General features: G+C 39.0%; 17 protein-coding genes and 1 pseudogene. All 18 read left to right on the top strand.

From position 1 onward, the window contains the following. Positions 1-85: 85 nt before the first annotated feature. The 18 genes and pseudogenes from F0265_RS06980 to F0265_RS06865 all read left to right on the top strand — a co-directional run bounded on the left by F0265_RS06980 (position 86) and on the right by F0265_RS06865 (position 15,683). Positions 86-442, top strand: coding sequence for a PilZ domain-containing protein (locus tag F0265_RS06980; RefSeq protein ID WP_038512116.1), 357 nt, complete (start codon positions 86-88; stop codon positions 440-442). A gap of 341 nt (positions 443-783) precedes the next feature. Further along, on the top strand, positions 784-1,350 hold the full coding sequence (locus tag F0265_RS06975; RefSeq protein WP_171748343.1) for a hypothetical protein: 567 nt from the start codon (positions 784-786) through the stop codon (positions 1,348-1,350). Positions 1,351-1,989: 639 nt separating this feature from the next. Then, positions 1,990-2,415, top strand: coding sequence for a bifunctional diaminohydroxyphosphoribosylaminopyrimidine deaminase/5-amino-6-(5-phosphoribosylamino)uracil reductase RibD (locus F0265_RS06970; protein WP_171748341.1), 426 nt, complete (start codon positions 1,990-1,992; stop codon positions 2,413-2,415). 352 nt (positions 2,416-2,767) lie between these two features. After that, a complete protein-coding gene (locus F0265_RS06965; RefSeq protein ID WP_171748340.1) occupies positions 2,768-5,233 on the top strand; it encodes an SIR2 family protein in 2,466 nt (821 codons plus the stop codon). Between the two features lie 152 nt (positions 5,234-5,385). After that, entirely contained in the window at positions 5,386-6,036 is a 651-nt protein-coding gene (locus F0265_RS06960) for a hypothetical protein (RefSeq protein ID WP_171748339.1), read from the top strand. A 145-nt stretch (positions 6,037-6,181) separates the two neighbouring features. Next, positions 6,182-6,676: a hypothetical protein gene (locus tag F0265_RS06950; RefSeq protein WP_171748338.1), complete on the top strand. Its 495-nt coding sequence runs from the start codon at positions 6,182-6,184 to the stop codon at positions 6,674-6,676. 165 nt (positions 6,677-6,841) lie between these two features. Next, on the top strand, positions 6,842-7,081 hold the full coding sequence (locus F0265_RS06945) for a hypothetical protein (RefSeq protein ID WP_140213238.1): 240 nt from the start codon (positions 6,842-6,844) through the stop codon (positions 7,079-7,081). A gap of 657 nt (positions 7,082-7,738) precedes the next feature. Further along, complete coding sequence (locus F0265_RS06935) at positions 7,739-8,419, top strand: hypothetical protein (RefSeq protein WP_171748337.1); 681 nt, start codon at positions 7,739-7,741, stop codon at positions 8,417-8,419. Between the two features lie 86 nt (positions 8,420-8,505). Then, on the top strand, positions 8,506-9,366 hold the full coding sequence (locus F0265_RS06930; protein ID WP_171748336.1) for a hypothetical protein: 861 nt from the start codon (positions 8,506-8,508) through the stop codon (positions 9,364-9,366). 135 nt (positions 9,367-9,501) lie between these two features. Further along, positions 9,502-9,864, top strand: coding sequence for a hypothetical protein (locus F0265_RS06925; protein WP_171748335.1), 363 nt, complete (start codon positions 9,502-9,504; stop codon positions 9,862-9,864). Positions 9,865-10,013: 149 nt separating this feature from the next. After that, positions 10,014-10,454, top strand: coding sequence for a GNAT family N-acetyltransferase (locus F0265_RS06915; RefSeq protein ID WP_171748334.1), 441 nt, complete (start codon positions 10,014-10,016; stop codon positions 10,452-10,454). A gap of 636 nt (positions 10,455-11,090) precedes the next feature. Further along, positions 11,091-11,684: a hypothetical protein gene (locus F0265_RS06910; RefSeq protein ID WP_171748333.1), complete on the top strand. Its 594-nt coding sequence runs from the start codon at positions 11,091-11,093 to the stop codon at positions 11,682-11,684. A gap of 172 nt (positions 11,685-11,856) precedes the next feature. Next, on the top strand, positions 11,857-12,639 hold the full coding sequence (locus F0265_RS06905; RefSeq protein ID WP_050914581.1) for a hypothetical protein: 783 nt from the start codon (positions 11,857-11,859) through the stop codon (positions 12,637-12,639). A 145-nt stretch (positions 12,640-12,784) separates the two neighbouring features. Continuing rightward, entirely contained in the window at positions 12,785-13,273 is a 489-nt protein-coding gene (locus F0265_RS06895; RefSeq protein WP_171748331.1) for a 2-thiouracil desulfurase family protein, read from the top strand. Positions 13,274-13,425: 152 nt separating this feature from the next. Then, positions 13,426-13,884, top strand: coding sequence for a GIY-YIG nuclease family protein (locus F0265_RS06885; protein WP_019277096.1), 459 nt, complete (start codon positions 13,426-13,428; stop codon positions 13,882-13,884). A 143-nt stretch (positions 13,885-14,027) separates the two neighbouring features. Then, complete coding sequence (locus F0265_RS06880) at positions 14,028-14,453, top strand: hypothetical protein (RefSeq protein WP_171748330.1); 426 nt, start codon at positions 14,028-14,030, stop codon at positions 14,451-14,453. Positions 14,454-14,840: 387 nt separating this feature from the next. Then, positions 14,841-14,988: pseudogene (locus F0265_RS24710) on the top strand (DUF3265 domain-containing protein). A gap of 62 nt (positions 14,989-15,050) precedes the next feature. Continuing rightward, the gene (locus F0265_RS06865; protein WP_161610295.1) at positions 15,051-15,683 is read left to right on the top strand and encodes a DUF1643 domain-containing protein; all 633 of its coding nucleotides are present in this window, start codon (positions 15,051-15,053) and stop codon (positions 15,681-15,683) included. The last annotated feature ends 55 nt before the right edge of the window (positions 15,684-15,738 follow it).

The following is a 15,738-nucleotide window of genomic DNA, read 5'->3' as shown; positions in this document are numbered from 1 at the left end:
TTTAATTGATATTGGTGACTAAAAACCACCAGTGCAAGGTGAGGATCTTCGGGACGCTATCACTCGAAGTAATAGGAGATTGTTGATGAGTGATTTTGAACAAAAACGTAAATTCTATCGCTTGAAATACCCAAGAAGGGCAAGACCTTCTGTGCGTATTTCTAACGAGCTGTTTCACGTAACCGAAGTTTCTGAAGGCGGTATTCGAGTAGTAAAGAATACATTTACCGACTGGTACAAAGGGTTGGTGATGTCAGGCACCCTCAATTTACACAACAACAAACAAGTGACCTTTGAAGGCGCTGTACTTCGTTTTGATCAGAATGAAGTGATTGTGAAGCTAAAGAAAGGGCCAACGTTTAAGAATATGGTCGAAGAGCAACGCCATATTCGCCAGAAGTACCCAACGTATTTCTCCCGACCAGTCACTGAAGTCGCATAACGACAATCTCACCATTTATATCAAAGCATGCATTTTAAACCGCTGGCACATACACCCAGCGGTTTTTTCCATTTGTATCTAAGATGCCTAAGGGCATCAGATGGTGATCATAGCCACGCCGATGCTCACTTATGTTTGTGATAAGTACAAAGTAAATTTAAAATCAAAGAGTTAGGTGAGTTGGTGAAGATATACTACGCAATCAAAGCGTGCATGCGCACTTTGTTCAGGTGATATTTCTATTTTTTCTGTAGAGGAATCAGGGAGATTTGCTGAAAATCGGGTATTTAGAAGTGAGCATGCGTAGTATACAAATGTTATATTTTCTAAGAGTTTCGAGCATGGAAGATTTAGATAGATACATTATTGAAGCTACAAGAGTTAGAAGAGCTATAGTGGTTTACTCGGAAATGTTTGGTACAACAGAATCTGTAAGAGTGTTGAACAAGTCCGCTGGAGAAGCTTTCTCAATTATTCAGCGTGCAATGCATGATGAAATTGTTATCTCGCTGAGTCGGCTCTTCGATAGTAGGGGCTATGAACATCGAGGTGAAGTATTGGAATACTTGTCGCAATACAACATAGTTTCAAAGTATGAAGCGCATCTCAACGAGAGAGGTAAAAGGCTCAGAAGACTAACAGGAAATATAATCAATAAGCTGGCTTTCAAACCTTATAGAAGTTTGAAAATTGCGCACAATGACAAAGCCCTATTTTTAGGTCATACCCCAAAGATTAAGCACAATATAACGTCATATAGAGTCTTGCTTCTCATTGACCTCTCTATAAGTATTATGGTTTCCATCAAAGCCTCTGTACTTAACACTTCGACTGTAAGTTTGCCCGTAAATTTGAGCAATAAATATGTCGGAATCGGAAGTAGCGTAGTAAACAGACTGAAAATATAACAAAGCGTTTAAGACGGATTCCCAACGCTTGTCATTTTCGGTTTGATTCGGCTTTTGTGTTTACGGCACAATGGCTTAGGTACGGTGGCAGCGTTGCTCACCACTTAACGCGGCGTTAGCTGGTATTTAAAGAAACCAAGGGCTCAAGTGTTCTTGAATACGGGGCTCTAGCTTCACACCTGATAGTCTTTAGGCACAAACTATCTCGCCAGTGGCACTTTTTGAAAAGTGGTTAAATCAACCGAAGTCAGTTTACTGAAGTGGTGTGTTTGTTTAGTTCTTTGTTGTGGTTTCTTGAGGGTTGAAACGTTGTCGCATCTAAATCTGATTAGCGCACTTGTTAGTAGGCTTCTTCGAAAGCATTCACTGCCAAGTAAATAGCATCAATTGTGTTTTGGTTACTAACCTGTCCAATATACGTCGCCACTCGAAACCAATAATGTATTTCACATTCGGCACTTTGGTGAGAAACTCAGCCATCTTCGTAGCAGCTAACAAACTGCTTAAGACGGACTATCAACGCTCGGCAATTTTGGTTTTAGTCTGGTAAAGTGTTTACGGCTGCTAGTTTAAGTATCGTGGTTTGCGTTGCTAGCCACTTAGCAGGGCGTTATATGCCAATCAAAGGAATACGAAAAAATGTCAGAGAAATATATGCTTAGAGCCCTAGAAGTTTCTAAGAATGCATTACCCTGTTGTATTCCAAATCCTCCTGTTGGTTGTGTTCTTGTTAAAAATGGCGAGGTGGTGGCCGAAGGGTATACACAATCAATAGGTGGCAACCATGCTGAAGTTCAGGCTCTTGAATCCTATTCTGCTTCAAAAGAAGGTGTGACTGCATATGTGACATTGGAACCTTGTTCCTTTGTTGGTCGGACTCCTGCTTGTGCAAACACCTTAGTTGAATCAGGAGTAAGGTATGTCGTTGTAGCTATGTTGGATCCAGATACACGGAACAGTGGAAAGGGTATCGAAATCCTAAGGCAGGCGGGTGTCTCTGTACAAGTTGGTTTATGTGCAGAGCAAGTCAGTGCTTTCTTGGAACCATACTTAGGTCAATCGTAAAGGCATATAACAAACTGCTTAAGACGGACTGCCAACGCTCGGCGAATTTACTTCAAAGTTTGCACTGTGTTTACGGTGGCTTGTTTTCGTTTTGTGGTATGTTGTCAGCCACTTTTAGCAGGGCGTTAGTTTGCAGTGTTGCAATGTACATCTAAGCTAAAATGAGAGGTTAAAAGGTGTAGAGCAAGTTTAGAGACACTTTTCATTTATTTGATCTATGCAGTATGATGGATATTGGTTGGTATGTATGATGTTTCGAAGAATACATTTACCTTATCGATAAAAACGTAAGGTTCCTCAGTAGGCTACTGATAATCAGCTTTACTAAAATAAGAATAAAAGGATGCAAGTTTTGCGCTTTAACAAAGAAAATTTTAAGAAGCAAGAAGTTGATACAAACGAGCTAATAGCGAGAATCTCGACTGGTCAAGCTATCCTCTTTACAGGAGCGGGATTTTCTTACTTGACTAAGAATGTCAATGGGCAAGAACCATCTGCTGCAAAAGACCTAGCACATGAGATATGTAGACTTGGTAAATTCCCTGTCGATGATGATTTAAGGTTTGCAACTGATTACTATATTGAAAACTATGATATAGCTCCACTTATAAGCTTATTGAAAAAGAAATACACTATTACTGAAACAAATAGTGTTCATGACACAATTTGTAGTGCTAACTGGAGAAGGTTCTATACCACAAACTACGACAAGAGCATTGAGATTGCCTCAGCAAAAGTAGGTAAATTAGTAGAGTGTATCGATGTAAGTTACCCCACGGATAAATATTATAAGAAAGATAGTTTATGTATTCACTTAAATGGTTCTATTGATAGTTTAAATGAAGAGAGTATCGATACTACCTTTAAGTTATCAACGTCATCATATATATCATCTGATTCATTCACTAAAACAGATTGGCACTATTATTTCAAAAAAGATTTAGAGCGTTGTAGTGCGATCGTTTTTGCTGGATATTCAATGTATGATATTGAAATTCAAAAAATACTTTTTGAAAATAGTGATTTAAGAGAGAAAACATATTTCATCACAAGAGAGAATCCAGATTCTAAAACACTATTCACATTGTCTAAATTTGGTGAGGTGGTCCCTATTGGAGTTGAAGGTTTTGCTAGTCTACTTAAAGAAAACTCAGACATTCTGTCTGGTTATGATTCTGAATACCATCTTCAATCATTAATGGCTTATGAACTTTCTCACGAGAAAGTTCATATTAGAGATGCGGACGTTGAAACAATGATCATGTTTGGCCATGTTAGTTCAGCAGCTATTGATGAAGCCGTTTTAAGTGAACAAGTTATCCCATCTCTTGTAGTTAGAGAGAATTTAGAACTAATTAAGGACTTTGTATCTAATAATAAGAACATTGTGATATATGGTGATATGGGGAATGGGAAAAGCATTATTTCTTCTGAGCTCCATAGTTACTTAACGGCAGCATCATATGACTGTTATTATGTGAATGACTTAGATGCAGATTATATTGCAGATGTTGATTACTTGTCCAAGAGTGGTAGAAATATAGTTCTAACTTTAGACGGTTACGAAAGATATTTCGATTTGATAAAACATATTTCTCTTTCTATGCCAGATAACATTACTGTTATCGCAACGTCTAGGACAGCAGAGCATGAGCGCTTTAGACCAAAATTAAAGGAAATTAATTTTGACTATAATGAAATTTGCTTAGATGAACTCAATGAAAATGAAATTCAATCTTTAATTGACATCATTGATAACTTAGGGATGTGGGGAGATAAAGCAGGATATACCAATACCCAAAAGCTAAAGTTTGTTAGGGATAAAAATAAATCGCAATTATCTCTCACACTCTTGGAAATATTTAATTCCCCTCAGTTTAAAGAAAGGGTGAATGCTGAATTATCACCACTAATTAGTGATAGAGACATCAAAGATACCATATTTGCTATGGCATTTTTAGAAGTATTAGATTTGCCGTGTAATAACAGTATTATTTCTGATGTTTCCGGCAGCGACAGGATTTATTCAGCAAGTCTAAAGAATAATAAAAACTTTAATAACCTATTTAATGTTAAAAATGAAGTTGTTAATACGAAGTCTAGCTTGTTTTGTCTTTCTTTAATTAGACACCACTTTTCTCCGTCTTATGTAACGGAAATGCTACAGAAAATAGCTAGACGTTTCAATGATTACCGATCAAAGGACTACGAACAAAGGACTATTTTCCTAGCTACGCTACGGTTTTCGTTTGTAGAAAGACTTTTGTCTGATAAAAATAAGAAAGGTAGTTTAAAAAGATATTATGAGAATCTTAAAGTTTCAGTTGGTTGGCTAAAAAGCGACCCACACTTTTGGCTACAGTATGGAATGGCGCATATAACGTTTAAAGAATATCCTAAAGCGCAGCAGTTTTTAGATTCAGCATACTCATTAGCAAGGAAGAGAGAAAGCTATCATACGAGTAACTTAGACACTCAGCAAGCAAGGTTACTCTTATTGACTTCAATGAATGAGAAAGATAACAAGATTGTTTTTGACAACTTCTCAAAAGCTCATGGTTTGCTAGATAGGCTTGATGATGATATTTATAAATACAGGCAGGTTGATATTTATTATGAGTTTTATAACACTTGCTACGATAAATTAAGCAAAGGTAATCAAGTTACTTTCCATAGGGCATGTAAAAAGATGAACTCATCTATTGATCGTGCTGTGACTAATGGGGAGCTAGATTTATCGCAACAGTTACCAATTAAAAATACTAAAGATAAGCTTTGTCACATAATTACACAGATTGAAGAAAGTCGAACGTCTTAGCGTCGTAGCAAACTAACAAAGCATTTAAGAGTGATTCCCAACGCATGGCATTTTTATTCCATCGTTGGGTTTTGTGTTTACGGTGGTAAGGTTAATTTTTGTGGTAGCGTTGCTCACACCTTAATGCGGCGTTAGTTTAATAGGATAACTTTATGAGAAATCGTTTAAATGCAGATTTAGTTTTTCAGGAACTTGAACCCAAGTTAAAAGTATTAATTGATAAGTATGAAAGTGAAAGAATTTACGCATTAGTTATTTCTGAGGGCGTTGTTTACATCCATACAGAAGTTGGTCTTAACAAAACTCTAAATGAATACATTGAGTGGTGGGATGTAGAGAATAAACACCTAAACAGTTGGGAAGAGCTTGAAGCATACGAAGAGGGTAAGTTAGATACTTGGTCTGATTTGGGTGGAATTGTTGGTAGGCGTATTCAAAAAAAAGTTAAGGATAATGAATCTGAGTTAACCGACGCACATAAAGTTGAATTGTTGAAGTTAATTAATGCTGATCGCCAGAGAAATAGCCTAGAGGACACTTACAGGTCAGAAGAAACCCGTGAACGAGTAAGGAAGAACATAGGAGATTGGAGCAACAAATATTCAATAGCACTTTATGGTATGCCTGGGTACGACGAAGCAGCATATTGTGAGCATTATGAATTGGGGGATGATGATCAAAAGGTGAGTGAATATGGAGTCGCAATGCAAGCTCTGCTCAAGCTGATTATGTCTAGCGATCTTTTTAAACTTGTAAACTTAGCTCCCGACTTTTATCACCGCACACAGGAGCACAACTATTAAACTAACAAACTGTTTAAGAGTGATTCGCAACGCGTGGCACTTTCACTATGCGTTGGTTTTGGTGTTTAAGGTGGTATGCGGCGGCATTGGTATTGCGTTGTTCACACCTTAACAGGGCGTTATAGCTATCTCAAGGAGAGGCTCATTGGTAAAAAAGATTAAAGAATATATCGCTGTTACCGTTCTTGTAGTCTTACTTGTATTACTAGTTCTGACTTCTGTTCTTTTATTGGATCAAGGGGATACAGTAGAGAATGAGCAGACAATAACAGGCAGCATATTGCAACTGAAATTTCACCCAGGTTCAAGACATGTAGATCCTTATTATGAGTTGATGGTGGGCACTGATGGCAGTAAAAGGTACATAGCTGGTCGATATTATAAAGATGTTGAACACTTATTTAACCCTTACCAAGGTGCTAAGTTGGCTTTTCGGGATGTTGAGGTTTATTACATTGAATCAGAGTTGTTCGACGATAAGTATACTGTTACAAAAATAATGCATCAGGGAGACTTGATTTACGACAGACATTACTCACCGCCGTCTGATTGGAAAAGTAATATCTCCTCTATCATGGGAGTACTATTAGTGCTCTTTTTATTATCGCGGCTAATTGAATATCTGCGGTCGTTAGAATAGCTATAACAATCAATTTAAGAGGGATTCACAACGCTTGGCACTTTTGCTTCTACTTCAAATTTAGTGCTTATGGTACAATGCGTTAGGTTTGGGTGGAGGCGTTGTTCACCCCTTAATTGGGCGTTAGTTGCTAGGCGAAAAAATAGCTTTTGGGAGATAATCAAGTTGGTTCAAACATACGGTTCTGAAGAAACCAAAGCGTTCTGCTGTAATTGCAAAAAGGTGACGCTTCATAAGTATGAAAGCTTCTCTAAATCTGATGAAACCACGGAAACAGAAGTTAAAGGTTTCTTTTCTGGTTTATTCTCTGCAATAGCTAGTGCGCTAATGGAAGGTGAGCCTACAGGTGATTACAAGTGCAAAGTCTGCGGTACAAACTTACATACACCAGACTATCTGGATTAAGGTTGGTAGTACTTAGCAAGCGGTAAGTTTCACAACTAACAATCTGTTTAAGAGTGATTCGCAACGCTTGGCATTTTTGCTATGCGTTGCGTTTAGTGTATAAGGTGGTATGCGGGAGCTTCGGTATTGAGTTGCTCACACCTTAACAGGGCGTTATGGCGCAGCAAGATTTGGTTCTTATTTGGTTTGTTGGTTCTGTATCTGTTGCGAGTTTCATCGCACTTTTTACATGCTCACTAGGTTTTATATTTTAATCTCTGGTGAAAAGCCGCTTTGGGTGTTTGTTTAAGGCTAATCTGCCGTTTGCATCTATTTACCAAGTGAAATTGGTGCAGCGGCAATTAGCTGACACTTGGCTTCAGTGAGGCGGCCCTTCTTTGTTTCAATTGGCCGTGTCGTTGTTGTTGGGTTTCTTCTTTGGACTTCATTGGGTTGCTGCATACTGGTTTGTTGTGTTTAGTGGTCACAATGAGCCCATGCTTTGCGGTGAGTGTGTTGGTTGTCTTAGGTTTCCATAACCAAGCGTTTAATTGGACAACCAACGCTTGGCAGTTTTGGCTCACGGTTTGGCTTTTGTGTTTATGGCACAATGGCTTAAGTTTATGGTAGCGTTGCTTGCCTATTAACGCGGCGTTAGGCTTCTAGGAGGAGCACTAGATGATAAGACAGGCGGTTTGGGCATTTCTACGTCTTGTAGTTGTTTTATTTCTATACCTGCCCGTAGCGTATGCGTTTTTGATCATTATTCAAATATCTCGTCCTCGATTCCTCGAAATGAACTGGGATGCTTACATTTGGTTTACAGTCTTGCTATTGGTTGTAGGCTATTGCTTGTTTCATTTTTCACGTACAAAAGGGTTTGGAAAACTGTTTCTAATTAGCGTACTCGGGGTCTCTGTGCTAATGATGTATGAAGGTCAGTCTTATACATTCAGCACCCAGGACATATCGGCGAATGCCTTGTACGTGGCTTTTCTGTTCCTGATTCCTGCAATTCACTTTGTATTGCCTTCAGTATGGACGAGACCGTTTTTGTTTTTGCTTCCTGTTAGTGCTTTGAGTTGGTTTTTACGAATGTCGATATATCAGCCAGTTTGTTTTTCTTATGAGATATACGTAAGTAAGTCAACGTTGAGCCCAGAGCAATACGATAAGGTTTTTGAATTAGTGCTACAAAGCTTCCCAACCACGTTTATCGGTGGGTCAATGGCATTTGGGCTATTAATCCCATATTGGTTCGCATTGTATGGTCCTAACCCTGCTTCAACGTACAGAAGCCTAACAATAAATTTAAGAGTGATTCACAACGCTTGGCGCCGTCACTTCAAGTCAGTTTAGTGTTTATGGCACAATGCTTTAGGTAAGGTGTTAGCGTTGTTCACACCTTAATTTGGCGTTATGCCTACGAAGAATCAAGTAAAATTATGTACGAAGAAATACAAGCTATTCTTATAAAATTTAATGAAAAAGTAGTTTCTGCCAATAGCTTTCAGTGTTCATTGGACGGCACAACTACTACTCAACTTAAAGATTTATATAAAGCCAAAGAGTCTACAAATGAAGACGATTTGAGCCGTTTAATATCTGTTAATAACTTGATTGTGTCCCATATGACGAGTGGGGAGGATTTTTACGTTGGAGCAACGACACATACTATCGAATCTAAAATAAATTCGCTTTGGTTACAGCATAATCGCCAAAATCAATGGATACTTGCGAAAGTATACGAATCCTTCGAAATATTTTTGACTGAACTTTATGCTGTTCTTGGTCATGCTAACGTAGGTGTTTGGAAAGAAAGCGAACTGCCTAAGGCTTCGGGTTCTCTAAGTTTAGATTTTTACACTGAACTAATTAAGAGTAAACGTATTACGCCACGAAAAATAATGAATCAGTTAAGTCAAGTGATACCTAACTTGAAACAAGCCGAATCACGTAATTGCTTTAAAAACATCAATATACGCTTTGCAATAAGCGTAATTGAAAACTTTAGACACTTGATCGTACACAAACATGGTGAAATTGATAATAAAGAAGCTTTTGTTCAAAAGGTCATCAAAGAATCGGGGTGTTCTGTACCTAAAGATCAGGAGGTATTTTACCTATCATTTATAGATTATTACCTCGGGAAAGGTATGTATTCAAATCATATTCATTTACTTAAGCGTACCGCCAATATAGGTCTTCCCATCCCAGCTCATTACAGCAGGATCAATGACATATTTAAAATACTGTTATCTTACGCACATTATGTTGTGGAGTGCATATTGGAAAAAGAGGCATAACAAAGCGTTTAAGACAGATTCCCAACGCATGGCATTTTTCATTCTATCGTTGGGTTTTGTGTTTACGGTGGTATGGTTAGGTTTCGTGGTGGCGTTGCTCACTACTTAACGCGGCGTTATATGTATGAGGTATTCATGGAAGGACATCATTTAGGGGATAAATCAGAGTCTAACATACGTATTATTAAGAACTCAGCCAGATGGATTTCTATTTTCGCTGTCATCATGATTGGTGGAGTTTATTTATTTTGGCTGTTTTGGAGTTTGAACCATGACGATAGATTTATCGAGGAGTTCTATTCTCATCTTCCTGCAGTAGTAGGTATACCTGGAGCGATGATTTCTTCATTTGTTATTGTGAACGTGTTAGAGCAAGTGTCAGGGCCAATCGAATTTGAAGGACTTGGCTTTAGGTTTAAAGGTGCATCAGGGCCAGTAGTTCTCTGGGTAATGGTGTTTTTGGCGATAGTGCTCAGCATCAAGGTTTTGTGGATATAATACATATAACAAACTGTTTAAGAGTGATTCGCAACGCGTAGCATTTTTACTATGCGTTGCGTTTAGTGTTTAAGGTTGTCTGCGGTGGCTTTGGTATCGCGTTGCTCACACCTTAACAGGGCGTTATGTTTTCGAAGGAAGTTGGTAGTATGAGCCTCGAATTAAGAAGTATAGACAAAACGAACTTCTATGAGATTTGCCAGTTACAGGTAGCTCAAAACCAGGTAAATCATGTTGATAGCAATGCTATTTCATTGGCTGAAGCAAACTTTATGAGTTTTCCTTGGTTCAAAGGTATCTATTCTGACAATAATCCAATTGGCTTTGTTTTAGTAAACGCAGACACAGTTTCAGGTAAGTTTGAACTTTGGCGGTTCATGCTTGATAAGTCTCAACAGTCAAAGGGGTACGGGCGTATTGCTATTGATTTGTTGAAATCAACATTGGTTAATGAGTTTGGAATATCGGCTCTATACACAAGTGTTGTTACGGGTTCAGATAGCCCTCAAGGTTTCTACGAAAGTTGTGGTTTTGTATCAACAGGTCACTTAGTTGAAGGGCGTGAAATAGAGTTGCGTCTATCCCTTTAACACCAAACATAACAAAGCATTTAAGAGTGATTCGCAACGATTGGCAGTTTCGCTTCGCTCAAGTATAGCCAAGCGCCGCTCACACCTTAATGCGGCGTTATGTCACAAGAGAAAGCGTTAGGAAAATAATAATGAAGAAATTACTAATATTGATACTGGGAGCAATGTTATCTGGTGCAGTTTTAGCAAGCGAGGTCCCAAATACCAAAATCATAGAGGTGAGGTCGGGCCCTTGGTATGGAACAATGGTTACCTTTAAGGTGGCGTCCACTCCTAGCTCTCAGCCTACGTGTTCCAACATGGGGGATAGAGGTCATTATGTATTTGACACGTCCAATCCAGGTGGTGGTCAGTGGCTATCAATGGTTTTGTCAGCTCACGCAAGTGGTAAAACTGTACAGGTTTGGGGGACTGGGAAATGCTTAGATGTGCACAGTAATATACTTGCCGGAGAAGAGTTAGAAACCATTGCTATCAAGTGACATAACCAAACGTTCAATTGGACAGTCAACGCTTGGCAGTTTTGGTTCACAGTTTGATTCTGTGTTTATGTCACAGTGGTTCAAGTATTTGGTAGCGTTGTCTGCCCATTAACGCGGCGTTAGCATTCTAGGAGGAAGTATTCAGATTGTATCATTGATAGCTCCATTGATTTTTGTATTGTTTATTGTGTTTAAGGCAAGGGTTTCGGTATATCACAATACTCTCGACAATGGTGTCTTGACTTATGTTTCAGCTTTCTTGGCAGTATCTTTAACTGCGATGTTATACATATATAAAATTAGAAGAGTTAAACGCGCTGAAAACATAATAGTGGAACATGGAAAGTATGGAAAGAGTCCCAACTCTGCAATTCGTTTGTTACCAATTCTGGTTATTCCGCTGTTTATCTTAATAAGAATTGGGATGTCAATTTCAAATGAAAGGTATGTGGATGGCGATGTAGTAAAAATCAACTACACGGTTACTTGTAAAGGTGAGCGCTCAGGGAGAATAAAGTATCTGTGTATCAACGACGGTGAAAGAGAGCTTAAATATGATTCCAATGACATAGCATCTCATTATTTTTCAGTTGGAGAAGAAATTATAATTACTGCACAAAGAGGTTATTGGGGATACTTAGTAATTCAGGAACTCCACAAAAAGAAAACTCGCAAGGCGCTCGATGCGAAAGCAGTAACTTGTCCTGGGTTATCTGCTTCAGAGTGTGCTCGATACTTTGCTCCATAAAAAGTATCCAAGTTTAAGCTCGAATGCTAACAAGGCGTTTAAGGCAGATTCCCAACGCTTGGCGTTTTGCATTCTATGTTGGGTTAAGTGTTTACGGTGTAAAGGATTAAGTTAGGTGGTTAGCGTTGCTCACTACTTAACGCGGCGTTAGGTGCTAAGAGGAAATAATTAAATGTTGTCGAACAAAGTTCTAGAGTGGATGAATAAAACTGGCTTTCCACTAGAAATGAAAACAGCTCTTAGCTTCCGAAAACAAAGCTTCGACGTTTATCAATCGCATTACTACAAAGACTTTGAATCTGATAAAAGTCGAGAAATTGATGTATTGGCGTTACATATAGATCAAAACAGCACAGGTATAGTAGACATTGCTTATGTCATGGAATGCAAAGCATCTAAAAAGCCTTGGGTTGTGCTAAAAGGCGACACTTTGTCAGATAGTTACCACCGATTAAATTCTTTCTGTATAGCTTCAGATGCCGGAAGAGAAGCCTTTGCGGATAAACTAGTTAACGGCGAGTTATCGTATATCCGAGATTATACAGAGAAATCGAAATATGCAGGTTATGACTTTCGACAGGCTATGGGAGGTGATCATGACCCAGCCTATGGTGCAGCGATTGGGGTAATCAAGGCTTGTTTGGGTTATATAAAAGACCGCACATGTAATATGCCAGACAGGTTATGTTATTGTTTTCCTGTAATCGTGGTGGATTCTCCATTGTTTGAATGTTCGCTTAATCAAGATGGCGAGTTAGAACTTCAGGAAGTACAGCGCAGTTGTTTTCAATTTAGCTCCTACCATCCTGAGAGAGTGTCTACGACAGTAACTGTAATTACTAAGTCGGAACTTGATAAGTTTTCCAGTGAAGCTGAAATGGTTGCGGAGTCAATACGACATGAATTTGCAGCTAAAGAAAGAGAGCTTTTTGAAAAACTGTGCAAACGCACCTAACAAACTGTTTAAGAGTGATTCGCAACGCGTGGCATTTTTACTATGCGTTTATTTTAGTGTTTAAGGTGGTATGCGGGACTTCGGTAATTGCGTTGCTCACACCTTAACAGGGCGTTAGCTATTTCTAGTATATAAAGGAGTTCCAGTGGTAAAAGTTCTCGTTAGTTCATGTCTGGTTGGAAACAACGTTAGATACAATGCGAGCTGTTTATCAGTCAAAGAGCCTGAGTTACTATGGCTCAAGTCAAACGCAGAACTAGTGACCTTTTGCCCCGAAGTCTCAGCAGGTTTACCTATTCCTAGAGCACCTGCCGAAATCATTACTGGTAAAGGTGTTGATGTGCTTGATGGTTTGGCAAACGTTGTTGGAAATGATGGTATTGATGTTACTGAACAATTTGTAAGTGGGGCAGAGAACGCCTTGGAGCTTTGCAAAAAACAGCAAATAAAGTACGCGATACTCGCTGAAGGCAGCCCTTCCTGTGGCAGTTCAAAAATTTATGACGGTACATTCAACGGGAGCAAAATCGATGGCTCAGGGGTAGCTACTGCATTGTTAGAGAGCAATGGAATTAAAGTCTACAGTCAACATACGATAGCTAAGCTCCGAGAGGCGTTGGAAAAAAATAGCTAACAAACTGTTCAAGAGGGATTCGCAACGCGTGGCATTTTTACTATGCGTTGATTTTAGTGATTAAGGTGGTATACGGCGGCATTGGTATTGCGTTGCTCACTCCTTAACAGGGCGTTATGTTTAATGGCAAAACTCGGACATGAGAGGGAGTAATGAGAGATTTTCATCTCAGGTTTTTCGTTGATAGACGATGGCCTGATGGGTTTGACGAACGAGTATTAGATGATGATTTTGATTTGTCTATAGTTCCCGAACATTCAGGAGCCTATGTGCTTGGTACATCGGATGGTACTAAACTTGTGTATCCTTGGGGAGCGTCGCCTGTATTTTATGTAGGTCAATCAAAAAACCTACGCAAACGTATCAAGGATCATCTGACTTACACTAAGCAAGCAATGGAAGAACACGACGCATACTGGTGGCCTAGGTATCAATATGGAGCTGCTTATGGTTTATCTATTGCATGGTACTCAACCAGAGGTAGACAAAATCCAAATAAGCTTGAAGCAGATCTAATAGATAATTTCTATGAAATGTATGGTTCTATCCCAGTAGCTAACGGTACTTGGCCTAGCGGGTTAAGACCTAAACATGGCAAACGAGACGACTAAACATAACAAGCAATTTAAGAGGGATTCACAACGCTTGGCACTTTTGCTTCTACTTCAAATTTAGTGTTTATGGCACAATGTTTTAGGTTGGGTGGTAGCGTTGTTCACCCCTTAATTGGGCGTTATGTGTTTTTAGGATAAAAATGGAAATTTTCGAAATTAAACTAGGAAACTCAATTGGTCCAGTTAAACTCGGTATGACAGAAACTGAAGTGAACAATGTTATCGGAGCTCCTGATTGCATCTATGGACATCGCCATCATTTTTTAGACGGTCTCATGGTAGATTTTGATAATGAAGGAAGAGTTGAGTTCATTGAAGCCGCTGCTTCTGAGTTGTTTTCAACGACATTGCTTGGCTTTGACGTACATAGAACATTAGCGACTAATGTGCTCGAACGAATTCAGCTAGAAGGTAACTATGATCATTCTGATCCAGAGTTAGGCTATAGCTACGTATTTAAAGAGCTTCAGTTATCCTTCTGGCGTCCAACTCTTCCAGACTTAGAAGAAGGTGAAGGGTTGTACTTTCAATCGGTCGCAATTGCTTCCGAGGGTTACTTAGAGTAAACACATAACAAATTGTTCAAGAGGGATTCGCAACGCGTGGCATTTTTACTATGCGTTGGTTTTAGTGTTTAAGGCGGTATGCGGCGGCTTTGGTATTGCGTTGCTCACCCCTTAACAAGGCGTTATGCTCTAAAACGCAAAGATCAATAGTTGTCAAAAATCAAGGAGTTATTTATGACTTTGAGTAATCAAGCTAAAAAGGCACTGGTGTTATTTAATTCTAATATGGGAAAAGTAATTTCTAGGGCAAACATCATAGATCACACAAAGTGGGCGGAAAATACAGTAGATACATAAGTAAGAAGTGGCTCAATACTATATTAGAAGCTCAAGGTAGCGATACATATAAAGTGATCTTAGAGAAGCAAATGACTGAAAACGAGTTTGATGATCTGCAAACGCAAGTCGATCAGAGAGTTAGAGTATAACAAACTGTTCAAGAGGGATTCGCAACGCGTGGCATTTTCACTATGCGTTGGTTTTAGTGTTTAAGGTGGTCTGTGGCGGCTACGGTATTGCGTTGCTCACCCCTTAACAGGGCGTTAGCTTGCGATGTCAATATTTGAGGCTATTCGCGTCAAAATTAGAATCAATTTTATGAGTGATAGTAATATGAATTATAAGTGTTATGGGCATTTCTACTCATCTAGTGAACTAAATTTTCGGGATGTGCTCCTAATTACAGACTTAGATGATATTTCGGATGACACCCAGATTGATTTACTAATGGTTATGATGAATCCAGGTAGTTCTGAACCAAAAGACCAGAATGTTAAAGTCACAATATTCTCAAAATCATGTGTGCTGACAAAGCCAGATAATACTCAATCTCAAATTATGAAGGTCATGGCCGATAACAACTTTCGCACTGCTATTGTTATAAATTTATCAGATGTAAGAGAATCGAAAAGTAGTCTGTTTACAAGAAAGTTAAAGGGGCTTTCATTTGGCTCGTTTGGCGACAGGCACTCGATCTTCTCCGAGAATAGGAGCGAAGAACTGGATCAGATTTTAGAAAAATGTAAGACATCCTCAGTTGTTTTTGCTAGTGGGGTTAATTACAAACTACGTTTTCTAACATCCCGAGCAGTCTCTAAGTTTGATGCGTATCGAATAGCTGGAAACAAGAGTAAAAAAGGTCTTTTCTACCACCCGTTACCTCGTTCAAAAGAAAAGCAGCGGGAATGGGTTCGTGATATAAATGAACAACTTAAACGCTTAACAAGCTAACAAACTGTTTAAGAGAGATTCGCAACGCGTGGCATTTTTACTATGCGTTGAATTT

Source organism: Vibrio sp. RE88 (assembly GCF_013113835.1).
Taxonomy (GTDB): domain Bacteria; phylum Pseudomonadota; class Gammaproteobacteria; order Enterobacterales; family Vibrionaceae; genus Vibrio.
The sequence above is the reverse complement of the archived record's forward strand: the minus strand, read 5'-3'. Positions and strand labels throughout refer to the sequence as shown.